At 71.7% G+C, this 25,705-nt stretch carries 21 protein-coding genes; 10 read left to right on the top strand and 11 right to left on the bottom strand.

What is annotated here, in order from left to right:
• Positions 1-55 precede the first annotated feature (55 nt).
• From araD to ACWC21_RS22215, 5 genes are all read right to left on the bottom strand, one after another.
• Positions 56-1,792 carry an L-arabinonate dehydratase gene (gene araD, locus ACWC21_RS22235; RefSeq protein ID WP_450884402.1) on the bottom strand — a complete coding sequence of 579 codons (1,737 nt, stop codon included), beginning with the start codon at positions 1,790-1,792 and terminating at the stop codon, positions 56-58.
• A complete protein-coding gene (locus ACWC21_RS22230; protein ID WP_450884400.1) occupies positions 1,789-2,697 on the bottom strand; it encodes a dihydrodipicolinate synthase family protein in 909 nt (302 codons plus the stop codon). Before ACWC21_RS22230 ends, araD begins: the two co-directional genes overlap by 4 nt.
• Positions 2,694-3,350, bottom strand: a complete 657-nt coding sequence (locus ACWC21_RS22225) for a GntR family transcriptional regulator (protein WP_450884398.1) — start codon at positions 3,348-3,350, stop codon at positions 2,694-2,696. The genes ACWC21_RS22230 and ACWC21_RS22225 overlap by 4 nt, the downstream gene beginning before the upstream one ends.
• Positions 3,351-3,495: 145 nt before the next feature.
• A complete protein-coding gene (locus tag ACWC21_RS22220; RefSeq protein WP_450884396.1) occupies positions 3,496-4,248 on the bottom strand; it encodes an MBL fold metallo-hydrolase in 753 nt (250 codons plus the stop codon).
• 131 nt (positions 4,249-4,379) lie between these two features.
• Complete coding sequence (locus ACWC21_RS22215) at positions 4,380-4,964, bottom strand: TIGR03086 family metal-binding protein (RefSeq protein WP_450884394.1); 585 nt, start codon at positions 4,962-4,964, stop codon at positions 4,380-4,382.
• 137 nt (positions 4,965-5,101) lie between these two features.
• Here ACWC21_RS22215 and ACWC21_RS22210 point away from each other — a divergent pair, with 137 nt between their 5' ends.
• The gene (locus tag ACWC21_RS22210; RefSeq protein WP_450884392.1) at positions 5,102-6,331 is read left to right on the top strand and encodes an MFS transporter; all 1,230 of its coding nucleotides are present in this window, start codon (positions 5,102-5,104) and stop codon (positions 6,329-6,331) included.
• Here the strand turns inward: ACWC21_RS22210 and ACWC21_RS22205 are convergent.
• Both ACWC21_RS22205 and ACWC21_RS22200 read right to left on the bottom strand, forming a co-directional pair.
• Positions 6,274-7,431, bottom strand: a complete 1,158-nt coding sequence (locus ACWC21_RS22205; RefSeq protein ID WP_450884390.1) for a hypothetical protein — start codon at positions 7,429-7,431, stop codon at positions 6,274-6,276. The genes ACWC21_RS22210 and ACWC21_RS22205 overlap by 58 nt on opposite strands.
• On the bottom strand, positions 7,428-8,369 hold the full coding sequence (locus ACWC21_RS22200; RefSeq protein WP_450884388.1) for a 5-dehydro-4-deoxyglucarate dehydratase: 942 nt from the start codon (positions 8,367-8,369) through the stop codon (positions 7,428-7,430). The genes ACWC21_RS22205 and ACWC21_RS22200 overlap by 4 nt, the downstream gene beginning before the upstream one ends.
• 232 nt (positions 8,370-8,601) lie before the next feature.
• Between ACWC21_RS22200 and ACWC21_RS22195 the strand changes: the two genes are divergently transcribed.
• From ACWC21_RS22195 to ACWC21_RS22165, 7 genes are all read left to right on the top strand, one after another.
• The gene (locus ACWC21_RS22195) at positions 8,602-9,426 is read left to right on the top strand and encodes an NAD-dependent epimerase/dehydratase family protein (RefSeq protein ID WP_450884386.1); all 825 of its coding nucleotides are present in this window, start codon (positions 8,602-8,604) and stop codon (positions 9,424-9,426) included.
• A gap of 261 nt (positions 9,427-9,687) precedes the next feature.
• A complete protein-coding gene (locus ACWC21_RS22190; RefSeq protein ID WP_450884384.1) occupies positions 9,688-10,461 on the top strand; it encodes a DeoR/GlpR family DNA-binding transcription regulator in 774 nt (257 codons plus the stop codon).
• 79 nt (positions 10,462-10,540) lie between these two features.
• On the top strand, positions 10,541-11,914 hold the full coding sequence (locus ACWC21_RS22185) for an ABC transporter substrate-binding protein (protein WP_450884382.1): 1,374 nt from the start codon (positions 10,541-10,543) through the stop codon (positions 11,912-11,914).
• Entirely contained in the window at positions 11,911-12,849 is a 939-nt protein-coding gene (locus ACWC21_RS22180; protein ID WP_450884380.1) for a carbohydrate ABC transporter permease, read from the top strand. Before ACWC21_RS22185 ends, ACWC21_RS22180 begins: the two co-directional genes overlap by 4 nt.
• Complete coding sequence (locus tag ACWC21_RS22175) at positions 12,846-13,670, top strand: carbohydrate ABC transporter permease (protein WP_450884378.1); 825 nt, start codon at positions 12,846-12,848, stop codon at positions 13,668-13,670. The genes ACWC21_RS22180 and ACWC21_RS22175 overlap by 4 nt, the downstream gene beginning before the upstream one ends.
• Positions 13,667-14,656 carry a zinc-dependent alcohol dehydrogenase family protein gene (locus tag ACWC21_RS22170; RefSeq protein ID WP_450884376.1) on the top strand — a complete coding sequence of 330 codons (990 nt, stop codon included), beginning with the start codon at positions 13,667-13,669 and terminating at the stop codon, positions 14,654-14,656. Before ACWC21_RS22175 ends, ACWC21_RS22170 begins: the two co-directional genes overlap by 4 nt.
• A 197-nt stretch (positions 14,657-14,853) precedes the next feature.
• On the top strand, positions 14,854-16,035 hold the full coding sequence (locus ACWC21_RS22165) for a TerD family protein (protein WP_450884374.1): 1,182 nt from the start codon (positions 14,854-14,856) through the stop codon (positions 16,033-16,035).
• A gap of 90 nt (positions 16,036-16,125) precedes the next feature.
• On the opposite strand, the gene ACWC21_RS22160 is transcribed toward ACWC21_RS22165, so the two are convergent.
• Complete coding sequence (locus ACWC21_RS22160) at positions 16,126-16,692, bottom strand: TetR/AcrR family transcriptional regulator (protein WP_450884372.1); 567 nt, start codon at positions 16,690-16,692, stop codon at positions 16,126-16,128.
• 145 nt (positions 16,693-16,837) lie between these two features.
• Here ACWC21_RS22160 and ACWC21_RS22155 point away from each other — a divergent pair, with 145 nt between their 5' ends.
• A complete protein-coding gene (locus tag ACWC21_RS22155; protein WP_450884370.1) occupies positions 16,838-18,271 on the top strand; it encodes an MFS transporter in 1,434 nt (477 codons plus the stop codon).
• A gap of 53 nt (positions 18,272-18,324) precedes the next feature.
• Here the strand turns inward: ACWC21_RS22155 and ACWC21_RS22150 are convergent, their stop codons facing one another.
• From ACWC21_RS22150 to ACWC21_RS22140, 3 genes are all read right to left on the bottom strand, one after another.
• On the bottom strand, positions 18,325-19,902 hold the full coding sequence (locus ACWC21_RS22150) for a TROVE domain-containing protein (protein WP_450884368.1): 1,578 nt from the start codon (positions 19,900-19,902) through the stop codon (positions 18,325-18,327).
• Between the two features lie 511 nt (positions 19,903-20,413).
• The gene (locus ACWC21_RS22145) at positions 20,414-21,856 is read right to left on the bottom strand and encodes an alkaline phosphatase PhoX (RefSeq protein WP_450884366.1); all 1,443 of its coding nucleotides are present in this window, start codon (positions 21,854-21,856) and stop codon (positions 20,414-20,416) included.
• Positions 21,857-22,046: 190 nt separating this feature from the next.
• Positions 22,047-23,501 (bottom strand): hypothetical protein, encoded by a 1,455-nt coding sequence (locus ACWC21_RS22140; protein WP_450884364.1) that lies wholly within the window; start codon positions 23,499-23,501, stop codon positions 22,047-22,049.
• Positions 23,502-23,761: 260 nt separating this feature from the next.
• On the opposite strand from ACWC21_RS22140, the gene ACWC21_RS22135 reads away from it, so the two are divergent.
• A complete protein-coding gene (locus tag ACWC21_RS22135) occupies positions 23,762-25,588 on the top strand; it encodes an endonuclease/exonuclease/phosphatase family protein (protein WP_450884362.1) in 1,827 nt (608 codons plus the stop codon).
• Positions 25,589-25,705: the final 117 nt, after the last annotated feature.

Raw genomic sequence — 25,705 nt, 5'->3', positions numbered from 1 at the left:
GCTTTCTTTCCGTGCACTCGTGTGCGGGGGCCGGGCCGGGGGCCTCGGCGGGTGGTCAGCCCGCGTACGGGTCCGCGACCTTGCCCGGGCGGGCGAGGAACTCGAAGTCGCAGCCGGTGTCGGCCTGGGTGACCTGGTCGTTGTAGAGCGCGCCGTAACCGCGCTCGTAGCGGGTGGGCGGTGGCGTCCACCGCGCCCTGCGCCGCTGGAGTTCCTCGTCGTCCACGTCGAGCCGCAGGGTGCGCGCCTCGACGTCCAGGGTGATCAGGTCCCCGCTGCGGACCAGCGCGAGCGGGCCGCCGACGTAGGACTCGGGCGCGACGTGCAGCACGCAGGCGCCGTAACTCGTCCCGCTCATCCGGGCGTCGGAGATCCGCACCATGTCGCGCACACCCTGCTTGAGCAGGTGGTCGGGGATGGGCAGCATCCCGTACTCGGGCATGCCGGGGCCGCCCTTGGGTCCGGCGTTGCGCAGGACGAGCACACTGTCGGCGGTGATGCCGAGGGCGGGGTCGTTGATGGTCCGCTGCATGGTCCGGTAGTCGTCGAAGACGACCGCGGGACCGGTGTGCTTGAGCAGGTGCGGCTCGGCGGCGATGTGCTTGATGACCGCGCCGTCCGGGCAGAGATTGCCGCGCAGCACCGCGACCCCGCCCTCCCCGGCGACCGGATTGTCCCGGGTGCGGATGACGTCGTCGTCGTGCACCTGGGCGCCGGCGATCTGCTCGCGCAGAGTGTCGTGGGAGACGGTCGGCCGGTCGAGGTGGAGCAGGTCGGGGATGCGGGAGAGGAATCCGGGCAGGCCGCCGGCGAAGTGGAAGTCCTCCATGAGGTACGTCCGTCCGCCGGGGCGGACGTTGGCCAGGACCGGGACGGTGCGGGCGATGCGGTCGAAGTCGTCGAGGGTGAGGCGGGTCCCGGCGCGTCCGGCCATGGCGATCAGATGGATCACGGCGTTGGTGGAACCGCCGAGGCCGAGCACGGTGGTCACCGCGTCCTCGAAGGCCTCACGGGTGAGGATGTCGGACAGCTTGCGGTCCCTGTGGACCAGTTCGACGATCCGCAGACCGGACGCGGCGGCCATCCGGTCGTGCCCGGAGTCCACGGCGGGGATGCTGGACGCGCCCGGCACGGTCACGCCGAGCGCTTCCGCGGCGGCGGTCAGCGTGGACGCGGTGCCCATGGTCATGCAGTGGCCGGGCGAGCGGGCGAGGCCGCTCTCCAGCTCGGTCATCTCGCAGTCGCCGATGAGGCCGGCGCGCTTGTCGTCCCAGTACTTCCACATGTCGGTGCCGGAGCCGAGTACCTCGCCCCGCCAGTGCCCGGGGAGCATCGGCCCGGCGGGCACGAAGACGGTGGGCAGGTCGACGCTCGCGGCGCCCATGAGCAGGGCGGGCGTGGACTTGTCGCAGCCGCCCATGAGGACGGCACCGTCGACCGGGTAGGACCGCAGCAGTTCCTCGGTCTCCATCGAGAGCATGTTGCGGTAGAGCATGGGGGTCGGCTTCTGGAAGGTCTCGCTGAGGGTGGAGACCGGGAACTCGAGGGGGAAGCCGCCCGCCTGCCACACGCCCCGTTTGACGGCCTGCGCCCGGTCCCTTAGGTGCACATGACATGGATTGATGTCGGACCAGGTGTTGAGGATCGCGATGACTGGCTTGCCCAGGTGCTCCTCGGGCAGGTAGCCGAGTTGCCGGGTGCGGGCCCGGTGGCTGAAGGAGCGCAGTCCGTCGGTGCCGTACCACTGGTGGCTCCTGAGCTCCTCCGGCTGCCTGGTGTCCGGCTTCCTCATATGGCCCACCCCGCGGCGATGGCGGCGACCTCGGCGCGTTCGTCCTCGGGCAGCGGCCTGCTCGGCGGGCGGACGTCCCGGCGGCACAGCCCGAGGGAGGCGAGGGCCTCCTTGACGACGGTGACGTTGTTGGCGGAGCCGTTCGCGGCGCGCAGTTCCTCGAAGCGGCGGATCTGCTCCCAGACCTTCATCGCGGCCGGGTAGTCACCGGATCGAAGCGCTTCGATCATGTTCAGCGAAACGGCCGGGGCGACGTTCACCAGCCCCGAGGTGAAGCCGGTGGCACCCGCGGAGAAGTACGAGGGGGCGTACGGCTCGGCCAGACCCGCCACCCACACGAAACGGTCCAGGCCCGCGTCCCGGGCGAACGCGGCGAACCTCGCCGCGTCCGGGACCGCGTACTTCACGCCGATCACGTTCGGGCAGGCGTCGGCGAGCTCGGCCAGGCGGGCGCCGGTGAGCTGGGCGTTGCGGATGTACGGGACCACGCCCAGCTCGGGGACGGCCTCGGCGATGACCCGGTGGTAGTCGACCCAGCCGGACTGGGAGACGTAGGGGTGGACGGGCTGGTGCACCATCACCATCTGCGCGCCGCGCTCGGCCGCGTGCCGGGCGGAGGCGACGGCGGTCGGCACGTCGTGCCCGACGCCCACCAGGACGACGGTGCGCTCCCCGGCCTCCTCCAGGGTCAGCTCGGTGACGAGACGGCGCTCCTCGGGGCTGAGGGCGTAGAACTCGCCGGTGTTGCCATTGGGGGTGAGCGTGGTGACGCCGCCGTCGAGCAGACGACGCAGCAGGGCCCGGTGGGCGTCCCGGTCGACGCTGCCGTCCGCGGCGAACGGGGTCACCGGGATCGCCACCACGTCGGCCAGAGCGGCCCGCTGGGTCTCGAACGTCGCGCTCATTCCTGGCCTTCCTCTTCGTGGGCGTGGGGGAACGCGCGCCGCACGAACGACGCGATGTGCGCGTGCAGGGCGGCCGCCGCGCCGTCCGCGTCACCGGCCAGGGCCAGCCGGAGGATCTCCCGGTGCTCGTCGGCCTCCCGCTCCCAGGAGGGGTCGGCGGCCCAGGCGACGGCCGAGACCAGGGCGGCCTGGTCACGGACCTCGTCGAGCATCCGGCCGAGCAGCGGGTTGCCGCACGGCAGGTACAGCGCGCGGTGGAACTCCCGGTTGGCCAGGGAGCGTTCGGCGGTGTCGGTGGCCGCGTCGGCCCGGTTCAGGGCGTCGCGGGCGTCGTCGAGGGACGCCCCCCGGCGCACGGCACGTCTCAGGGCCTCCGGTTCGAGCAGCAGCCGTACGTCGTAGACCTCGCTCGCCATGTCCGCGTCCACCATGCGCACCGTGACGCCCTTGTACTGGCTCATCACCACCAGCCCGGTCCCGGCCAGCGTCTTGAGCGCCTCGCGCACCGGGGTCTTGGACACCCCGAACTGCGCGGCGAGCTCGGTCTCGACCAGGGCCTGACCGGGTGTCAGCTGCCCGGTCAGGATGCGGTGTTTGATCCCTTCCAGCACGTACTGCGTGCGGGAGGGGATCGGCGTGGGCACAGAGGTCATGCGGGCCTCTCGGGTATCGCGTATCCGATGTCGTGTATCGCGTCTCATATATGACGTACGAAGTACGACGCGACGAAGGTAGGAGGGCGCACGTGTTTCGTCAATGCTTCCGGCAGAGGAAGCCGGGGTTGCCGGGGCAGGAGGGTCAGACGGTTCGCGTCTCACCCTCGCGGGCGGTGTCGGTGGGCCGGCCGGCGACCACGGCGGCGCGCGCGGTCGCCGTCTCCCGGGAGAGCGCCGGCCCGACGTGGGTGACCAGCAACTCCTGCACACCCGCCGCCCGGGCGACGCGCCCCGCGTCCTCCGGCGTCAGATGGACCTGTTCGCCATCGCGATGCTCGTCGATGTCCGCCTCGCACAGGAACAGGTCCGCGCGGGCGGCGAGTCCGGTGAGCGCGTCACAGGGGCCGCTGTCGCCCGAGTACGCCAGGACGCTCCCCTGACTCTCGGCGCGCAGCCCGTACGCCTCGGTGCCGTGGACGACGGCGCGGGTGGTGAGGCGGAGGTTCCAGTGCCGGACGACGTGCTCGTCGTACAGGGGGCGGAAGTCCAGGACGTGGCTCAGCCACTTCACGTCCGGCCGGCCGAAGAAGCCCGCGAGGCGGCGGGCGCAGTCCTGCGGCGCGTACACCGGGATGGGGGCCGGCGGGGTGAGCCCGCCGAAGGCGAAGGCGTAGGCGGCGGCGATCAGGTCGGCACTGTGGTCGGCGTGCAGATGCGATATCCAGATCGCCGTGAGCCGCGCCGGATCCGTGTGCCGCTGCAACTCCGCGAAGGTTCCGGTGCCCGCGTCCAGCCACACCTCGGCGCCCCCGCCGCGCAGCAGGTACCCGGAGCAGGGGCGGCCGGGGCCGGGGTGCGGGGAGGCGGTGCCGAGAACCGTGAGGCTGAGGGGCATGGTGGGGAGAGTACGGTCGCAGGGCCCCGGCCCGCCTGCCGTTTGCGCCGATCTACGGTCGCCTGGTCCTGTTTGCGCCCGGACAGGGCCTGCCAGACGCCGCGCGGCAGGCGGGAATTGTCGGACAGGCCCTACGGGCGCCACCCCGGGTCACGTCCGCTCAGCCCCACCGTCCGGTCCAGCAGCGGTGCGCCGTCCGGGACGGGCACGACCGGGCCGAAGACGGCGGGACGGTCCGGGGCCTCGGCCGCGGCGCGGAGGAAGCCGTACGACGCCTCCAGCGCGGCCGGGTCGGGGACGTACTCCTGGCCAGTGGCGCGGGCCAGGTCCCAGCCGTGGACGACCAGCTCGTCGACGGCGACGGCTCCCGCGACCGCGCCGGGCAGGTCCACGCCGCCCGCGCGGGTCGTGCCGGTCCAGGCGTCCGGGTCGCGCCAGACCCCGGCGAGTTCGTCGAACACCTTGGGCAGCTCCTCGCGCCAGCCGGGGCCGATGTCCGGCACGGCCGCGTTCGGGCTGGTGTCGGTGGTGGCACCGAGGTCCTTGCGGGCGGCGTCCCGGAAGGCGGCGGCGAGACCCACCAGGTGGCCCAGCAGATGGCGCACCGCGTAGTCCGGGCAGGGCGTGGCGGCCGAGAGCTGCTCGTCGGTCACCGCCTCGGCGAGCCGCGCCACGACCAGGGTCTGCGGGCCGAGGTCGAGGATCGTGTCGGTCATGGCTTGCTCCTTCGGGCGTGCGGTACCGGTACGGAGGGTGGACCGGGCGGGGCGGCGAAACTCATCGGTGGCCCGGGGAGTTTCTAGGGCACCTGCCCGATGCTCGCGGGTCGGCCTTAGACCCACGATGACCAGGCATGACCACCTCCTGGACCGTGACCCGCCTGCTCCGTGACCGCAACGCGGCCCTCTACCTCACCGGCGTCGTGGTGTCCGGTTTCGGCACCTCCGCGCTCTGGCTCGTTTCGGGCGTCTGGGTCAAGGACCTCACCGGATCCAACGGCCTCGCCGCCCTGTGCACCGCCGCCCTCTGGGCCCCCACCCTCGCCGGACCGGCTCTCGGCACCCTCGCCGACCGGTTCCGCCGCAAACCCCTTCTGATCCGGGTGAATCTCGGTCTCGCCGGGCTCCTGCTCCCCCTCTGGACCGTCGACTCACCCTCCTCCGTCCCCCTGCTGCTCACCGTCCTCGTCTGCTACGGCGCGGCGGGAGTCGTCGAGGACGCGGCCAACTCGGCCCTCGTCGCCACCGCCGTCGACCCCGCCCTGCTAGGCGATTTCAACGGGCTGCGGATGACCGCCCGCGAGGGGACGAAACTGGTCGCCCCGCTGACCGGCGCCGCTCTGTACACGGCGTACGGCGGGCCGAGCGTCGCGATGCTGGACGCCGGGACGTTCGTGCTGGCGGCGGGACTGTGCGCGTTGCTCCGGGTCCGCGAGGAGCACCCGGGGCCGGCCGGCGGCGACGGCTGGTGGCGGCGGACCGTCGAAGGGGCCCGTCTTCTGTGGGCCCGCACCACGCTCCGTCCGCTCGTCCTGGCGGGCGGGACGACCATGTGCCTCACCGCGCTCGGCAGCAGCCTGAACTACGCCGTCGTGGACGCCCTCGGCCACTCCCCCGCCTACATGGGCGTGCTGTACGCCGTCCAGGGAGTCGGGTCGGTCGCGGTCGGGCTGGTCTCCGGGCCGGCGCTGCGCCGGTTCGGTGAGCGCCGGTTCGCGGCGTACGGCATCGCGCTGACGGCGGTTGCGGTGGCCGCGCGGGCGCTGCCGTACGACGCGGTGGTGCTGGCGTGCAGCGCGGCGGGCGGGCTGGGGCTGCCCTGTGTGCTGATCGCGGCCTACACCGCCGTACAGCGGGAGATCCCGGCCGACGCCCTGGGACGGGCGACCGCGACCGCCGACACACTGATGTTCACGCCCAACGTGGCCGGCCTGGCCGTCGGGGCCGCCCTCGTCGGACTCGTCGACCACCGGCTGCCGCTGGTGCTCCTCGGCGGCGCGCTGCTCGCCACCGCCGGGTCACTGGCTCAGCGCAGTGCCTCCCGCACCGCCGCGAGGTCCCCGTCCGACGCCAACCCGGCGTGATAGAGCCGCAGTTCCGTCGCCCCCAGCTCCCGCGCCCGCGCCGCGTCCGCCGCGAGGGTGCCGGGGCTGCCGCCCATGCCGGAGACCACGGGGAAGTTGGCGGCGATCACCGCGCCCTCGCGGCCCTGCTCGGCGAACGGTGCGAGCAGTTCCGGGCCGTCCGCGCAGGGGACGACCACGCCGTCCGCGACGGACAGGATGTGCGCGGGGTCCACGCCCGGGTTGGCGCCGCAGTGGTAGGGCACCGGGTCGGCGTGCAGCAGCACCTGGAAGCCGTCGGGCGCGGCGGCGCGGACGGCGGCGACCGCGTCCTCCTGGAGGGTGCGGGCCGTCCGGTCGCGCCACGCGCGCGTGGCGGCCGCCGTCTCCTCGCCGAGGAGCTTCTCCACCCCCGCCCAGCCCCCGTCGTCCGCGGCGCCCCGCCACAGGGGCTCCAGCGCGGCCCGTACCGAGGCCGCCAGCTCGTCGGCGTCCAGGCCTTCTCCCGCGTAGCCCGTGCGGCAGGCGGGGCAGAAGCACAGCGCCATCAGGTAGTGGCCGGCGTCCCCGAGGCCGACCCCGGAGGTCTTGTCGTGGGCGTGCAGGTGCTGCAGCCCGTACCAGCCGAGGGACTCCAGCTCCGTGCCCCGCGCCCCGGGCCGTACGGCGGCCTCGGCGGCCAGGTCGACCAGGTACGCGCGCGTGGCGGGCTGGGCGATGCAGGGCGCCCAGGGGTACCGGTCGCCGTACGCGTTGACGACCGACGTGCCGGGGTGCTCGGCGCCGAGGCGGGAGTTGTGGGCGAGGACCACCCAGGTGTGCACCTCGAGACCGGCCGCCGCGAGGGCGTCGGCGGCCTCTCCGTAGGCGTCGCCGGGGGCCCAGTCGCCCGCCGGGTACGGGCTCGGGGTGCGGCCCGTCCAGCGGTCGCCCGGCGGGTAGAGCACGGCGGCGTGCTCGGCGGTGACGATGCGGTGGCGCGGGTGACGGGGGGTCAGCGCGCGCGTGGAGTGGTAGGCGGCGGCCAGGGTCACCTGCGCGACGCCGAGTGCGGCGATCCGCGCCGGCGCCTCCGGGTCCCCGTTGACGTCCCAGGGGTAGACGAACGTCGACGCCTTCACACGTCCTCCTCGAGCAGTGCGTACCCGCGCTCGATCAGCTGAGCGAGCTGTTTCACATGATCCTCGGCCGGCTCGTGCAGCGGGGACCGCACCTCCCCGACGTCCAGCCCGCGCAGCCGTACGGCCGCCTTGACCAGGGCGACGGCGTAGCCACGGCCCTGGGCGCGCAGTTCGACGAACGGACGGTAGAAGCCGTCCAGGAGGCGGTGGGCGGTGGCGTCGTCGCCCGTCTCCAGGGCCCGGTGGAAGGCGAGGGCGATCTCGGGCGCGAAGCAGAACACGGCGGAGGAGTACAGGCCGATGCCGATGCCTCGGTAGGCGAGCTGGGTCTGCTCGGCTGTGGGCAGGCCGTTGAAGTACAGGAAGTCGCCGGGGACCTCGGTGCGGACGGCGCTGACGATCCGCTGCATCAGGTCCAGGTCGCCGAGGCCGTCCTTGAAGCCGATGATCCCCTCGGTCCGGGCCAGTTCCGCGACGGTCGCGGGGGTGAACACCGCGTTGTCGCGCTGGTAGACGATCACGGGCAGCCCGGCGGCCGCGGCGATCTCCCGGTAGTGGCGCAGCAGCCCCTCCTGGCCGGGGACGACGAGATAGGGCGGCATGGCGAGCAGGCCGTCGGCGCCGGCCGCCCGGGCCAGTGCCGCGTACCGCACGGCGAGCGCGGTGCCGTATCCGGCGCCCGCGATGACCGGTACTCGCCCCTCGGCCGCCTCGACGGCCGCCCGTACGCAGACCTCGAACTCCTCCGGCAGCAGGGCGTGGAACTCGCCGGTGCCGCAGCAGGCGAACACGGCGGCGGCGCCCGCCTCGACGCCCTGGCGCACGTGCGTGCGGTAGACCTCGAGGTCGACGGAGCCGTCCGGGCCGAACGCGGTGACCGGGAAGAACAGCGGCCCCCGGGGGTCGCGGAGACGAGCGGCGAGAGGGGCTGGCGTCACGGACTCTCCCTGTCGGTGCATACTTCTGATCGACGTCTATATTTCTGAACGCGCCCACGCTAAAGGTCCCACTCAAGGCGGGTCAAGCGCGCAAACGCGCAATAAAGGAGCGGACTTCCGCAGTCCACGGCACACTTGACCCGGTGCGCCGCCGCTCCCTAACGTGTCCACGCATGTGAATGCCGGACAAGTAGCCGGACATGGAGCGCCGCTCGAGCCAAGGAGACCCAGGATGCCCGCACCTCGCACCGTTCTGCTCACCGGCGCCGCAGGCGGGCTCGGCACCCTGATGCGCGACCTGCTCCCGCAGTACGGCTACGAGCTGCGCCTGTTCGACGTGCGCCCCATCGAGGACGCGCCCGAGGCCGTCGTCGCCGACCTCGCAGACAAGGCGGCGCTGCACGAGGCGGTCCGGGGTGTCGACGCGGTCCTCCACCTCGCGGGCATCTCCCTGGAGGCACCGTTCGAGAAAATCCTCAGGGCGAACATCGAGGGCACCTACAACCTCTACGAGGCGGCCCGCCAGGAAGGCGTGCGGCGCGTCGTCTTCGCCTCCTCCAACCACGCGGTGGGCTTCACCCCGGCGCCCCGGGGCCGCACACCTCTTGATCAGGACGCGCTGATCCCGATCGACACACCGCGCCGCCCGGACACCTTCTACGGCCTGTCGAAGGCCTTCGGCGAGGACCTCGCGCAGCTCTACTGGGACAAGCACGGTCTGGAGACCGTCTCCGTGCGCATCGGCTCCTGCTTCGCCGAGCCGACCAACGTGCGCATGCTCTCGGTGTGGATGAGCCCGGCGGACGGCGCCCGCCTCTTCCACGCCGCGCTGACCGCCGAGGACGTCGGCCACACCGTGGTCTACGGTTCGTCCGCCAACACCCGCCTGTGGTGGGACCTGAGCACGGCGCGTGCGCTCGGCTACGAACCGCGGGACGACTCCGAGCCGTACGCCGCGAAGCTCATCGCCGAGCAGGGCGAACTCGACCCGGAGAACCCGGCCCACACCCACCTCGGCGGACCGTTCGTGAGCGACCCGCCGATCTGGCCGTACTGACCGGAAGCCACCCCTGTGCGGCGGCGGGCGGGCACCGAACGGGCCCGCCCGCCGCCGTATGCGGGCATCCGCGCCGCCCGATCCCACCTCTCCCCCGGCGGCCACGCAGGTCCGAGGCGGTCATCCCACGCCGCGAACGGGCACATTCGGGCAGCATCGGGCCCGCAACAGGCCTGGTCACCGCTTCCTCCCCGCTGTACAAATTCCCCCAAGGCCCCACCGGGCCCGAACGGGCAGCCCAGCAGGGAGGCGGGTGACGGGATGAGCACCACCAGGACGGCGGAGGAACGCCAGCGCGAGATCGTGCGGGCCGCGCGGGCCACCGGCTCCGTCGACGTCACCGTGCTCGCCGCCGAACTGGGCGTGGCCAAGGAGACCATCCGGCGCGATCTGCGTGCCCTGGAGGACCACGGCCTGGTGCGCCGCACGCACGGCGGCGCCTATCCGGTGGAGAGCGCCGGCTTCGAGACGACGCTCGCCTTCCGCGCCACCAGTCACGTACCCGAGAAGCGCCGGATCGCGGCCGCCGCGGCCGAGCTCCTCGGGGACGCGGAGACCGTCTTCGTGGACGAGGGCTTCACTCCGCAGCTCATCGCCGAGAACCTGCCCGGGGACCGGCCGCTGACCGTGGTGACCGCCTCCCTGCCGGTCGCCGGCGCACTCGCCGGGGCCGAGAACGTCTCCGTCCTGCTGCTCGGCGGCCGGGTCCGCCCCGGCACGCTGGCGACCGTCGACCACTGGACGACGAAGATGCTCGCCGGCTTCGTCCTGGACCTCGCCTACATCGGCGCCAACGGCATCTCCCGCGAACACGGCCTGACCACGCCCGACCCGGCGGTCAGCGAGGTCAAGGCACAGGCGATCCGCGCCGCCCGGCGCACCGTCTTCGCGGGCGTGCACACCAAGTTCGGCGCGGTCAGCTTCTGCCGGTTCGCCGAGGTCGGCACGCTGGAGACGATCGTGACGAGCACGCTGCTGCCGACGGCCGAGGCCCACCGGTACTCGCTGCTCGGACCGCAGGTGATCCGGGTCTGACCTTCCCGCCAGACGCACCCCCAAGGGGATCCCACGCACCCCGATACCCCTTATGTCCCCATATCTCCAGGAGCGATCCATGCGAACCCCGAGCCGACGACGGCCGCCGCGAGCCACGCTCGCCCTGACCGCCGCAGGGACGCTGCTCGCCCCGCTGCTCTCCGGCTGCTGGGTCGGTGCGGGCGGGTCCGGGTCCGGCGGCGACTCCATCAACGTCCTGATGGTCAACAACCCGCAGATGACCGAGCTGCAGAAGCTCACCGCCGCCTACTTCACCAAAGAGACCGGCATCAAGGTCAACTTCACCGTCCTGCCGGAGAACGACGTCCGCGACAAGATCAGCCAGGACTTCGCCAACCAGGCCGGCCAGTACGACGTGGCCACCCTCTCCAACTACGAGATCCCGATCTACGCCCGCAACGGCTGGCTGCGCGCGATGAACCCCTACGTGGCCAAGGACCCGGCCTACGACCAGCAGGACGTCCTGGGGACCATGCGCCAGTCCCTCACCGCCGACGACGGCAAGCTCTACGGCCAGCCCTTCTACGGCGAGTCGTCCTTCCTGATGTACCGCAAGGACGTGTTCAGGGCCAAGGGCCTGACGATGCCCGCGCACCCGACCTGGACCCAGGTCGCGGACCTGGCGGCGAAGGCGGACGGGGCCAGGCCCGGTATGAAGGGCATCTGCCTGCGCGGCCTGCCCGGCTGGGGCGAACTGATGGCACCCCTCACCACGGTGGTGAACACCTTCGGCGGCACCTGGTTCGACAAGGACTGGAAGGCCCGCCTCGACTCCCCCGGGTTCGAGAAGGCGACGAAGTTCTACGTCGACCTGGTCCGCGCGCACGGCGAGTCCGGGGCCGCCCAGTCCGGGTTCGCCGAGTGCCTCAACAACATGACCCAGGGCAAGGTCGCCATGTGGTACGACGCCACCTCCGCGGCCGGCTCCCTGGAGGCGAAGGGCTCACCGGTCAAGGGCAAGCTGGGCTACGCCGCCGCCCCGGTCGAACGGACCAGGTCCTCCGGCTGGCTCTACACCTGGGCCTGGGGCATCCAGAAAGCCTCCCGCAACCCGGACAAGGCGTGGAAGTTCGTCTCCTGGGCCTCCAGCAAGCAGTACGAGCAACTGGTCGGCGACAAGATCGGCTGGTCGAACGTCCCGGCGGGCAAGCGCGCGTCGACGTACACCAACGCCGCCTACCGCAAGGAGGCCGCCGCCTTCCAGGACATGACGAAGGACGCCATCGAGAACGCCCGCCCGAACGACCCGGGAGTACAGCCGCGGCCCGCACCCGGCATCCAGTTCGTCGACATCCCCGAGTTCACCGACCTCGGCACCAAGGTCTCCCAGGAGATCAGCGCGGCCATCGCCGGACGGCAGTCAGTCGACTCGGCCCTGAAGAAGTCCCAGCAGCTCGCCGAGCGCATCTCCAAGGAGTACGAGGGACGATGACCGCCACCACCACGGCCCCCGTGGCCGCCGCACCCGTACGCACCGCCCGGCAGCCCTCCGCCCGGCTGCGCGCCTGGGCCACCCGCGCCCCGCTGCTCCCCGCCCTCGTCTTCATGATCGCCGTGACCCAGTTGCCGTTCGTGGCCACGCTGGTGATCTCCTTCTTCGACTGGAACGCCCTCTACCCCAAGGCCCGCCGCTTCACCGGCCTCGACAACTACCGCCAGGTGCTCACCGACGCGGATCTGCGCCACTCGGTGTGGACGACCGTCCTGCTCACGGTGGCGGTGGTGCTGGCCAGCCTGGTCCTGGGACTGGCCCTCGCCCTGCTGCTGGACCACAGGTTCCCCGGCCGGGGCGTGGTCCGCACCCTGCTGATCGCCCCGTTCCTGGTGGTCCCCGTGGCGGCGGCGCTGCTGTGGAAGCACGTGCTCTACAACCCCGAGTACGGCCTGCTCAACGGGCTGTTGCACTACGTCGGCGGCCCACAGCCCGACTGGATCTCGAAGACCCCGCTGCTCGCGGTCGAGGCCTCCCTGGTGTGGCAGTGGACGCCGTTCATGATGCTGATCCTGCTCGCCGGACTGCAAAGCCGCGACCAGCAGCAGATCGAGGCCGCCCGGGTGGACGGCGCGAGCGACTGGCAGATCTTCCGTCACCTCACGCTGCCGCACCTGCGCCGCTACCTGGAGCTGGGCGCCCTGCTCGGCTCGATCTACATCGTCCAGAACTTCGACGCGGTCTTCACCCTCACGTCCGGCGGCCTGGGCACCGCCAACCTGCCCTACACCGTCTACCAGAGCTTCTACCAGGCCCACGAGAACGGCCTCGCCTCGGCCGCCGGCGTCCTGGTGGTCATCGGCTCGATCGTCATCGCCACCTTCGCCCTGCGCGTGGTGTCGTCCCTGTTCCGCGAGGAGGTGTCCCGCGCATGAGCGCCCTGCGACGAAACGGCCTGGGCCTGCTGGCCTGGCTGACCGGGATCGTGTTCTTCCTGCCGATCGCGTGGATGGCGCTGACGTCGTTCCACTCGGAGTCCGACGCGGCGACCAACCCGCCGTCCTTCGCGGCGTCGCTGACGCTCGACGGCTACCGCGAGTTCTTCGGCACGGGTGGCGGGGCCAGCCCCTGGCCCGCCCTGATCAACTCCACGGTCGCGTCGGTGGCCTCGACGGTCCTGGTCCTGCTGCTCGCGCTGCCGGCCGCGTACGCGCTCTCCATCCGGCGGGTGCGCAAATGGACCGACGTGCTGTTCTTCTTCCTGTCGACGAAGATGCTCCCGGCCGTGGCGGGCCTGCTGCCGATCTACCTGTTCGCCAAGAACACGGGCATGCTCGACAACATCTGGCTGCTGGTCATCCTGTACACGTCCATGAACCTGCCGATCGCGGTATGGATGATGCAGTCCTTCCTCGCCGAGGTACCGGTCGCGGTCATCGAGGCGGCACGCGTGGACGGCGCGAGGCTGCCGACGGTCCTGGCCCGGGTGGTGGCCCCCATCGCGCTGCCGGGAATCGCGGCGACGGCGCTGATCTGCTTCATCTTCAGCTGGAACGAACTGCTGTTCGCCCGGGTCCTCACGGGCGTGGTCGCCGAGACCGCCCCCGTCTTCCTGACCGGCTTCATCACCAGCCAGGGCCTGTTCCTGGCCAAGGTGTGCGCCGCGTCGCTCGTCGTCTCCCTGCCGGTGCTCGCCGCGGGGTTCGCCGCCCAGGACAAGCTGGTCCAGGGCCTGTCGTTGGGAGCCGTGAAATGAAGGCCGCCGTCATCGAGTCCGTGGGCCGCGCCGTCGTCACCGAGGTCCCCGACCCCACGCCCGGCCCCCGCGAGGTCGTCGTCGAGGTCGCGGCCTGCGGGCTGTGCGGCACCGACCTGCACATCCTCCAGGGCGAGTTCGCGCCCAAGCTGCCGATCGTCCCCGGGCACGAGTTCGCGGGCGAGGTGGTCGGGGTCGGCACCCAGGTCACGGAGGTCGCGCTCGGCGACCGGGTGGCCGTGGACCCGTCCCTCTACTGCCACGAGTGCCGGTACTGCCGCACCGGCCACAGCAACCTCTGCGAGCGGTGGGCGGCCATCGGCGTGACCACGGCGGGCGGTGCGGCACGCTACGCGGTGGCACCGGTGGCCAACTGCGTGAAGCTCCCCGAGCACGTCCGCACCGAGGACGCGGCGCTGGTGGAGCCCCTGTCGTGCGCCGTACGGGGCTACGACGTGCTGCGCTCCCGCCTCGGCGCCCACGTGCTGATCTACGGCTCCGGCACCATGGGCCTGATGATGCTGGAACTCGCCAAGCGCACGGGCGCGGCGAGCGTGGACGTGGTGGACGTCAACCCGGCGCGGCTGGAGACGGCACGGCGGCTGGGCGTGTCGGCGACCGCGGAGGGCGCCGACGAACTGGACCGGCCGCAGGGCTGGGACCTGGTCGTCGACGCGACCGGCAACGCGAACGCGATCCAGGACGGCCTGGGCCGAGTGGCGAAGGCGGGCACCTTCCTGCAGTTCGGGGTGGCCGACTACGCGACGCGGGTGACGATCGACCCGTACCGCATCTACAACCAGGAGATCACCATCACCGGCTCGATGGCCGTCCTGCACAGCTTCGAGCGGGCGGCGGAGCTGTTCGCGAACGGGGTGCTGGACCCGGAGCTCTTCATCAGCGACCGTCTGCCTCTGGACCAGTACCCGCAGGCACTGGAGCAGTTCGCGGCGGGGGTCGGGCGGAAGATCGTGGTGGTGCCGTAACAGCTTCGGAGGGGCTGGAAACAGCCCCTCCGGCGCTTGAGGAGCGGGGTCTGGGGCGGAGCCCCAGGTGGGGTCGAAGGGGCGAAGCCCCTGGAGGACGGGACGGGTAGGGGCGGCGGGGGCGAACCCCCCTCGACCCGTCGCCCACGGTAAGGGAACGGTAAAGCGCCCCCGCTCGTTCACCCGGCATGACAGCTATGACCCCTGGCTCGAACATCCCTCTGTCCGTCTCCCGCGTCGCGGTGGACGTCGCCGCTCCGGTGCGGCTCGACGTGTCGGGCCTGCTGCTGACCGCCGACGGCAAGGTGCGCTCCGACGACGACTTCATCTTCTACAACCAGCCCGCCGGGCCGGGTGTGACGTACCGCTCGGGCGGAGGCTCTGCGCCCGACGCGATCACCGTCGACACCGCTGCCGTGCCGCCCGGCATCGAGAAGATCGTCGTGACGGCGAGCCCGGACGCCGCGGGGCAGACCTTCCAGGGCATCGAGCCCACGGCCACCATCCGCGACGCGGACGACGGCAGCGTGCTGGCCACGTTCACCCCGCCGCAGCTGGGCACCGAGACGGCGCTGGTGGTCGTGGAGATCTATCTGCGGGGCGGACAGTGGAAGGCCCGCGCGGTCGGCCAGGGGTACGCCAACGGGCTGGCGGGCATCGCGACCGACTTCGGTGTGACGGTCGAGGAGCCGGCCTCGGCGCCCGCCGCGCAGCCGGCGCCCGCTCCGGCGGCCCCGGTCACCGCTCCCCCGGCACCCGCCGCTCCCCCGGCCCCGCCCGCGCCACCCGCCCCCGGCGCCGGGAAGATCAACCTCGACAAGGGCCGGGTCAGCCTCCAGAAGAACCAGACCGTGTCCCTCATCAAGGGCGGCCGCCCGCTGTTGTCGCAGGTCCGGATGGGTCTGGGCTGGGAACCCGCGTTCCGCGGCAAGGACATCGACCTGGACGCGTCGGTCATCGCCTACGGTCCGCAGCGCAACCACATCGACAGCTGCTACTTCGGCAAGCTCACGATCCTCGGCGGCGCGGTGCGGCACTCCGGCGACAATCTCACCGGCGAGGGCGGCGGCGACGACGAGGTGATCACGGTCGACCTCGGACGTCTGTCGCAGGAGGTCACCGGCCTGGTCTTCACCGTGAACTCCTTCTCCGGCCAGAAGTTCACCGAGGTCGCCAAGGCCTACTGCCGCCTCCTGGACGCCGCGACCGGCGAGGAACTGGTCCGCTTCGACCTCACCAACGCCGAGCCGCAGACGGGCGTGATGATGGCCAAGCTCGTCCGGCAGTTCTCCGGCGAGTGGGACATGACGGCCATGGGCGACTTCGTGAAGGCCCGCACGGTACGGAACATGGTGCAGCCGGCCGCTCAGGCCCTGTAAGCGGTCACCCCGGCAGTCGCAGAACACCGACGGGCGCCTCGGCGGGGGCGCCCGCCGTCGGTCCTCCGGCGTGATCCACAAGACACCCCCCTAGGGCCGCAGCCCCTCCGTCAGCAGCGACAGGTACCGGCGGATGAGCTTGCCCCCGTCGTCCGCCAGTTCGGACGCCGTGGCGACCCCGTGCGCCAGCCGCAGGATGTCGATCGACTCGACGTCCCCGCGCAGCGTTCCCTCCTGCTGCGCCGCCTCGACCAGTCGCCGGGCCGCCCCCTTCAACGAGTTGCCGCAGGCCGTGACCGCGACGGAGCTGCCGTCCGTGACGACGGAACCGAGCAGCGCCTTCAGGCCCCGGACCTGGATCATCCCCACGCCGAGCTCGTTGAGCCACTCGCTCAGTGCCTCGCCCGGCGGCAGTTCCTTCGCGATCTCGTCGGCCCGCGCCGCCTGCGCCTCGATGGCGTCGACGTATACGGCCTCCAGCAGCGCCTGCCGGGTCGGGAAGTGGCGGTAGAGCGTCCCCGAGCCGACCCCCGCCCGCTTGGCGATGTCGTCGAGCGACGCGTTCTCCCCATGCTCGGCGAAGGCCTCCGCCGCCACCTTCAGCAACCGCTCATAGTTGCGCCGAGCGTCCGCACGCATGGGCTTGACCTGCGTCATCCAGCTACTCCTTGCAAACCGGGGACCCTCTCCGTATCTTATCCAACATCAAACGGAGACAGTCCCCGCTTACCGCCGTGTGCTCCACGGGCAGTCCGACCTGCCCTTTCGCGCAGCACCGGGGACGCCACAACGGGAGAACCCCATGTCCACCCCGTCCGCACCGCCCGCGACGACCGACGTGCACTCCGCACCACCGCATCCCGCCAGACTCGGCACCGTCCTTCTCGTGATCGTGACCGCCTACTTGATGGTGGGCGTCGACTCGACCGTCGTCAATGTCGCGCTCCCCGACATCCAGCGGGGCCTGCACTTCAGCGGAACCGGCCTGTCCTGGGTCCTCAACGCCTACACGCTCGCGTTCGGCGGTCTGCTGCTGCTCGGCGGACGCGTCGGCGACATCCTGGGGCGCCGGCGTACGCTCACCGCCGGCGTCCTGCTCTTCGCCCTGTCCTCGCTGCTCGGCGGACTCGCCGCCGAGGGCGGCTGGCTGCTCGCGGCCCGTGCGCTGCAGGGCGTCGGCGCCGCCCTCATCGCGCCGAGCACCCTCGCCCTGATCACCACCAACTTCCCCGAGGGGCCGCGCCGCCACCACGCCCTGAGCGTCTACGCCTCCATGGGCGGCATCGGCGGCTCCCTCGGCCTGGTCCTCGGCGGCATGCTGACCTCCTGGACCTCCTGGCGCTGGGCCCTGCTCATCAACGTCCCCATCGGCCTCGTCCTCGCCTTCGCCCTGCCCCGCCTCGTCACCGAGACCCCGCGCCACTCCGGCCGGTTCGACGTGGCCGGCGCGCTGACGGGGACAGCCGGGACGACCTCGCTGGTGTACGCGTTCATCCGGGTCTCGGAAGGGGGCTGGAGCGACGGCCAGGCGCTGGTCGGCTTCGGCGCGGCGGCCGCGCTGCTCGTCGGTTTCCTCCTGATCGAGTCCCGCGCCGGACAGCCGATCATGCCGCTGCGTCTGTTCGCCGACCGGGACAGGGCCGGCGGTTACGTCAGCATCATGCTGCTGCCCGCGGGGATGTTCGGCGCGTTCTACTTCCTCACTCTGGTCGCCCAGCAGGCCCTGGGATTCAGTCCGTTGCGCGCGGGGTTCGCCTTCCTGCCGCTGACGCTGGTGATGTTCACGATCGTGCGTCTGGTGCCCCGGCTCCTGGCCCGGTTCGGCGTCAGGCCGGTGCTGCTCACCGGCATGAGCCTGATCACCGTGGCGAGCGCGTGGCTGTGGCGGCTGCGGCCGGGTGACGGCTACGCGGCCGGGCTGCTCGGCCCGCTGCTGCTGATGGGTCTGGGCGTCGGCCTCAGTTTCATGCCGCTGAACGCGACGATCCTCGCCCGGATCGAGCCCCGCGAAGCCGGCGCCGCCTCCGGTCTGCTGCAGACCCTCCAGTGGCTCGGCGGCACCGTCGGACTCTCCGTCCTGGTCACGGTGTACGGCACGGCGACCCGCCACGCCACCGGCTCCCCGGCCGACGTCCTCACCCACGGGGCGTCCCGCGCCTTCGGCGCCGGTGCCCTGATCACACTGACCGCGGTGCTGGTGGCGGGGTTCGTGATAGAGGGAAGGCGTCGGCGCTAGAGGACCGGTGTGGCCCGCACCCCCCGTAGCAGTGCGGGCCACGCTTCGGCGGCTCAGGCAGCCCAGGGCCAATCGGAGTTCTGGGCCGCTTCGAGCAGGGGAACCATCCGGAAGGCCGCGTCCGAAAGGCCCCCGAAGGTGTGCCGGTTCGCCTTGCCCGACGGACCGTGGCCCGCCCGGTAGCCGGCGAGGTTCCAGGTGTAGACCGGCACGTGCGCCGGGACCTGCTCGGTCGGGTCGCCGCGGTGGTTGAAGGCGTACTGCTCGTCGGTGACGATCAGCACCCGGTCCTGCCCCCGGTAGTGGGCGCGGACCGCGCTGGTGGTGTCGGTGCCGCCCAGGTCACCGAAGCGCCCCAGGACCTTGAGGACCGACTCGCCCTTGTCGAACGCCAGCCGCCTGCTCGTGGTGCCGAACTCAACCAGATCCGCGTCGGCCGCCCGCAGCGCGAGCGCCGTACCGAAGATCGCCGCCGCGTCGGCCCGGTTGAGCTCCGAGCGGTCCGACAGCGGCGCCCACATGGAGCCGGACCGGTCGACGAGGACCAGCGTGCGGCCGGGCAGCGCCGGCACGTTGGCCAGCGAGTGGCCGAGCGCCTGCTCCAGCGGGTACGACCAGCGCAGCGACGGCGCGTGCTGGTACGCGGCGAGGTACCGGAAGGGGAACTGCCGCGAGCGCGCGACCTCCGCCGGGTCGCTGATCTTCGCCGCCACCCGGGCCGCGACCTCGTCGGAGACTCCGGCCTGGTCGAAGTTGCGCAGATTACGGGTGAGGGACATCGCGCCCATGGACGGGATCACGGCCTCCCAGGCCGCCTGGTCCATCGGACCCTGCAGCCAGCCGGCCAGCGCCTCCCAGGTCATCCCGGCCGCCGCGAGCCGCTCGGCACCGCCCTTCGACGTCACGACCGCGCGCCGCCGCCGCACCGGCAGGGCCATCAGCTCGCGGTGCGCGGTCAGGACACGGTTCGACGCGGGCGGCATCGCGGTGTCGGGGTTGTGCCGGCGGTCGAGGGCGTACTGGAACAGCTCGCCCTGCCACGGCTTGTCCGGGTCGGGCGCCGCGTGCACCAGGTTGAGGATGTCGCCGAAGCGGTAGCCCTTGGACGCGGTGTCGTACTTCAGCAGCGACTTGCCGCTGTAGAGACGGCGTACGGCGTCGGCGATGCCGCGCTTGACGGGCTTGGGGATGGCGCGGCCGTAGGTCGCGGTCCAGTAGGCGAGCAGCTCGCCGGGCTCGTCGGGCCGCTGCAGTACGGAGGCCACGACCTGGCGGTTCGACGGGCCGTCGGTGGCGTCCGCCGTCAGGCGCGCGTGTACGTACTCCGCGGCGCCCACGATCGAGGCGGTCCGCATGTTGCCCTCACCGCGCAGCCAGCCGAGCAGACCAGCGGCCCACGCGGGATCCTCGACGGCGAGCTGCCGAACGAGTTTCGCGAACCGGTCGTCGCGGTCCTCGGCGCGCTCGTAGAAGGTGTCCGCGGCAAAGTGCGACACCGCCAGCAGGAAAAGCTCGGAGCGCACGTCGCGCTCCCGCCCGCGGCCACCCTCGTAGGTACGGAGCACCCGCCCCGTCGAGGTGACCCGCGAAACGGGCTGCGCTCGGGCGGACTTGCGGTTGAATCGCGCCATGGTGAATTCCCCCGAATTCATTGGAGTTCCGGAGGGAGGCGCTACAAAAGGAGGGTGCCCGAGATCAGGAGTCGGCGACGGGACTTATCACCTGGCGCGTCTTCCCTTTCCGCCACACCGGCCCTGGGCCGATGACGGGATTCGAACCCGCACCCCCGTTTCCAGGGACCAGATCCCTGAAGTATCCGCTGCCTGCGCACCGGGCACCCACCTTGTGCTGCGCCTCCCGAGATCAGGTCGGCGGCGGCATCGGGTTCTCTTTGCAAAAGAAGTAGCCGCAGCCCGCGCACCGGGAGGTGCATGAAGTTGTGGTGTCCAGAGATCGAGGTCGGCGGAACCGACGTAGGTGCTCTAACCCCTGAGCTACACCGGCGAGTTGTACCGGTGGCGGGACTCGAACCCGCGGCCGCCCCATTATGAGTGGAAGTAGGTCCTGCCTTCGCACCTGGACGTACATCACTCTAGGAGGGGGCCGCGGGACGGGCGAGCGAATTAATTCCCGCGAGGGCTGTTACCGCTTCTGCCGCTTCCACGGACCGGTGATGGCCAGCATGATGCCCGGTTCCTGGATGTTGGCGAACAGGGTGCTGCCGTCGGGCGAGAAGGTGACGCCGGTGAACTCGCTGTACTCCGGCTCCTCGGCGGTGCCGATGTTCAGTTCGTTGCGGGCGATCGGGTACGTACGGCCGCTGTCGGTCGCGCCGAACAGGTGCTGGACGCCCTCGCCGTCCTCGGCGATGACCAGGCCGCCGTAAGGGGAGACGGTGATGTTGTCCGGGCCGTCGAAGGTGCCGTCCTTCGACGGGTCGGGGTTCACACCGAGCAGGACCTTCAGGGTCAGCGTGCGGCGCCCCGGGTCGTAGAACCAGACCTGGCCGTCGTGCTGGACGGGGCTCTCCTCACGGGCGTAGGAGGAGACGATGTAGGCGCCGCCGTCGCCCCACCACATGCCCTCCAGCTTGCGGGCGCGGGTGACCTGGCCGCCGGTGAACTGCTTGCGGACGGACGTGGTCCTGGCGTCACGGTCGGGGACGTTCACCCAGTCCACCCCGTACACCGTGCCGATCTTCGTGGCCCGGGAGAGGTCGTCGACGAACTTGCCGCCGGAGTCGAAGCACTTGAAGGCCTGGAGCACGCCCGCGTCGTCGGCGAGGGTACGCAGCCTGCCGCGGCCGTGGTGGAAGCCCGCCGGCGGAGTCCAGCGGTACAGCAGGCCGTTGGGGCCGGACGCGTCCTCCGTCAGGTACAGGTGGCCGCGCTTCGGGTCGACGACGACGGCCTCGTGGGCGTAGCGGCCGAGCGCCTTGACCGGCCTGGGGTCGCGGTTGGCACGGCGGTCCTCGGGGTCGACCTCGAAGACGTATCCGTGGTCCTTGGTCATGCCGTTCTGGCCGGCCTTGTCCTCGGTCTCCTCGCAGGTCAGCCAGGTGCCCCAAGGCGTGTTGCCACCCGCGCAGTTGGTGGAGGTGCCGGCGATGCCGACCCACTCGGCGACATGGTCCCGGCGGACCTCGACGACCGTGCAGCCGCCCGAGGCGGCGGGGTCGTAGACGAGGCCCTCGGTGAGCGGCACCGGGTACTTCCAGGCCGCCCGGGGGCCCTTCAGCTCGTGGTTGTTGACCAGGAGCGTGGCACCGCGCGGACCGCAGAAGGTGGAGGTGCCGTCGTGGTTGGACGGGGTGAACTCACCCGACTCCAGCTTGGTCCGGCCGCTGTAGGTGATGATCCGGTACTTGAAGCCGGCGGGCAGCGCCAGGATGCCGTCGGGGTCGGGGACCAGCGGACCGTAGCCGACTCCGCCGTGTCCGCCGTGCGCTTCCGCCTCCGGGCCGTCGGACTCCGTGGACGCGAGGGCGTTCGGCGCGGTGGCGAGGGCGCCGACACTGCCCGCCAGCGCGACTCCGGCACCGGTGATCGCGGATTTCCTGGCGAAGTCCCTGCGGGTGAGCGACATGGTGTCTCCTGTGACGGTGTGCGAGCCGTGGAGGGTGGCGGACCTCGGGTCGGCGAAACAGTCCCGCCCGCCGCTGAACGGGAGTTGAACGCGGGGCGACTTCACCGGGCCCACTTCCATGAATCCGTAATGGCTCGCCCACGGGCACCAAAAATCCCGTCGGCCCCGGCCCCGGCCCACGGACCCGCGGTCAACTCCCCTGCTGTGACCGCGCCTTGAACGCCGCCTTCCTGGCTTCCTTCGCCACCTTCTTGTCGGGATGCAGGCGGCCCATCGCCTCCAGGACGTCCGCTGTCGCCGGGTGCCCCACGCGCCAGGCCGCCGCGAAGAAACCGCCGTGCTGGCGGGCGAGGCCCTCGACCAGCAACTGCAGCTCCTCGGAGTTGCCTTCGGCCTGGAGCTGGGCGGCGATCGTGTCGATGGTCAGCCAGAAGACCATCTCCTCGGACGGCGGCGGCACGTCGGCGGCGCCCTGCTCGCTCAGCCACACCCGGGCCAGTCCGCCGAGTTCCGCGTCGTCGAGCACCTCGCGCAGCGCGGGCTCGGCCTCCCCGCCGACCAGGGAGAGCGCCTGCTGGCAGCGCAGCCGGCGCAGCGGTGCGCCCGGGTCGCCGCCCCGTGCGGCGGCCAGCAACTCCCGTGCGGCGGCGAGTGGTTCACGACGGGCGAGCCACTGCTCGGTCTCCGCCTGGGCCGAGGCCGACGGGTAGCCGGAGGTCCCGTCGAGCAGCACGTCCGCGCCCTTGTCCGCGAGGTCACCGACGGCGGGGGCGGTCAGCCCGGCCTCCTGCAGTCGCGCCCGCAGACCGTAGAGGCCGAGCGGGGTCAGCCGGACCATGCCGTAGCGGGTGACGTCGGTGTCGTCGGCCGGCCCCGGCATCTCCTCGGCGGTGCCGCCCGTGCCGTCCGTGCCGTCGTCGTCCGTCATGAGCGCCTCGTCGACGGGCTGGTACTCCACGAGCCCGATCGGCTCCAGCACCCGGAACTGGTCGTCCAGTCGCATCATGGCGTCGGAGACCTGCTCCAGTATGTCGTTGGTGGGCTCCCCCATGTCGCTGGGCACGATCATGGACGCGGCCAGCGCGGGCAGCGGGACGGGCGCTCCGGCGGGACCGGCCTCGTTCACGGTGAGCAGGTACAGGTTGCTCAGGACGCCCTCGAGGAACGCGGCGTCCGCCTCCGGGTCCCAGTCGAGTGACGAGAAATCGATCTCGCCGCCGGCGTCCATCGCCTCGACCAGGCCGTCCAGGTCGGGCACGCTCGCGTCGGCGACCACGGTCTCCAGGGCGGCCAGCCACACCGTGAGCACGTCGTGCGGGGAGCCCCCGGTCAGCAGGGACAGGTCCTGCCCCGCGGCCACGGTTCCGGCCTCCTCGTCGACGATCTCCACCAGACCGGTGTCCACGGCGATCCGCCAGGCCTCGCCGGCGAGCGCGGCGGCGTCGTCCCCGCTCAGCGAGAGCACCTCGACGGCAGCCGGGATCTGCTCGTCGACCAGGCCGCCACCGTTGTCCACACGGGTCTCGGGGCCGGCCCAGCGGGCGAGCCGGGCGGCCCGGGAGAGCAACGGCGTGGACAGCGCGTCACGCGCCAGCTCCGCTTCGGGGTGCAGCCGCACCGGCGGCAGGGGGGAGCTGTCTGGCATCGGCGGGTTCTCCTCGACCTGGATAGGGCTCAGCCGCTCAGCCTAGACGGGTTTCGTCCCATGCGGCCCGGTTCATCTCCCCGCCCGCGGCGGTACATGGCCGAAACCTTGACAACTGGCCTGGGCAGGCAGGAGATTGACGCGCGTAGAAGCGGGGGGACAACTGTTCACTCACTTTCTGCGCGTGCCGCCCACGGTCCACCACAGGCACGCTGCCCCACCCTCGTCCCGGCGCTCACGCATGTCCCCGGAGGGATCCCTTGCCGAGCAGGTCTTCCGCGCGCCTCGCCGCGCTCACCGTCGCCGCCGTCTGCAGCGCGGCCTCCACCGTCGCGCTCACCTCGCCCGCGCACGCGGATTCCGTGCGCATCCACGACATCCAGGGCACCACCCGAATATCGCCGTACGCCGGCCAGAAGGTGACCGACGTACCCGGCATCGTCACGGCCACCCGCGGCTACGGCTCCTCCAGAGGCTTCTGGATCCAGGACCCGAACCCGGACGCCGACCCGGCGACCAGCGAGGGCGTGTTCGTCTTCACCGGCTCCAGCCCCAAGGTCGCCGTCGGCGACTCGGTCACGGTCACCGGCACGGTCTCGGAGTACGTGCCCGGTGGTGCCTCGAGCGGCAACCAGTCGGTGACCGAGATCGGCAAGCCGACGGTCACCGTCCTCTCCAGCGGCAACAGCGTTCCGGCCGCCACGGTGATCGACGCGAAGTCGGTACCGGCACGCTACGCCCCGGCCGGCGACACCGCCGCGAGCGGTTCGGTGAACGGGCTGGCCCTGGAGCCGGCGAAGTACGCCCTGGACTACTACGAGTCCCTGGAGGGCATGAACGTCGAGGTCGCCGACGCCCGCGTGGTCACCGCGACCGACCCGTACAGCGAGTTGTGGGTCACGGTGAAGCCGCACGAGCACCGCAGCCGCCGCGGCGGCACGGTCTACGGCTCCTACGACTCGCAGAACACCGGCCGCCTGCAGGTCCAGTCGCTGGGCTCGACAGCGGACTTCCCGAAGGCGAACGTGGGCGACACCCTCGCCGGCACCACCTCGGGTCCGCTCGACTACAACCAGTTCGGCGGCTACACCCTGGTCGCCGGGCAGCTCGGCACACTGAAGAGCGGCGGCCTGCAGCGGGAGACGACCCGCAAGCAGTCCCGCGGCGAGCTGGCGGTGGCCACGTACAACGTCGAGAACCTCGACCCGTCCGACACCACCTTCGACAAGCACGCCTCCGCGATCGTGAACAACCTGCAGTCGCCGGACATCGTGTCCCTGGAGGAGATCCAGGACGACAACGGCGCGAAGGACGACGGCACGGTCGCCGCCGACGTCACGGTGAACAAGCTGATCGACGCGATCGTGGCGGCGGGCGGCCCGAAGTACCAGTGGCGCTCGATCGACCCGGTCAACGACCAGGACGGCGGCGAGCCCGGCGGCAACATCCGCCAGGTGTTCCTGTTCAACCCGGAGCGGGTGTCCTTCACCGACCGCGCGGGCGGCGACTCCACCACCGCGGTCGGTGTCACCAAGGTGCACGGCAAGGCTCGGCTGACGGCCTCGCCGGGCCGGATCGACCCCGCGAACGCGGCGTGGAACTCCAGCCGCAAGCCGCTGGCCGGCGAGTTCGTCTTCCGCGGCAGGACCGTGTTCGTGATCGCCAACCACCTGAACTCCAAGGGCGGCGACCAGGGCCTGACCGCGCAGTACCAGCCGCCGGTGCGCGGCTCGGAGGTCCAGCGGCACGCGCAGGCCACCGTGGTGAACGCGTTCGTCAAGGACATCCTGTCGGTCCAGAAGAACGCGGAGGTCATCGCGCTGGGCGACATGAACGACTTCGAGTTCTCCGGCACCGCGAAGATCCTCGAGGGTGACGGCGAGCTGTGGTCGGCGATTCGGTCGCTGCCGGAGAGCGAGCGCTACACGTACGACTACCAGGGCAACGAGCAGGTGCTGGACCAGATCCTGGTGAGCCCCTCGATCCGGCGCGGCTGCGACGTCGACTACGACAGCGTGCACATCAACTCGGAGTTCAACGACCAGATCAGCGACCACGACCCGCAGGTGCTGCGGTTCCGTCCGTAGCGGCCACCGGCCGGACGACACGGCGGCCACCGGCCGGACGACACGGCGGCCACCGGCCGGACGACACGGCGGCCACCGGCCGGACGACACGGCGGCCACCGGCCGGACGACGCGGCG

It is taken from the genome of Streptomyces sp. NPDC001348, from assembly GCF_053597535.1.
This window is presented reverse-complemented; position numbering and strand designations above follow the sequence as displayed.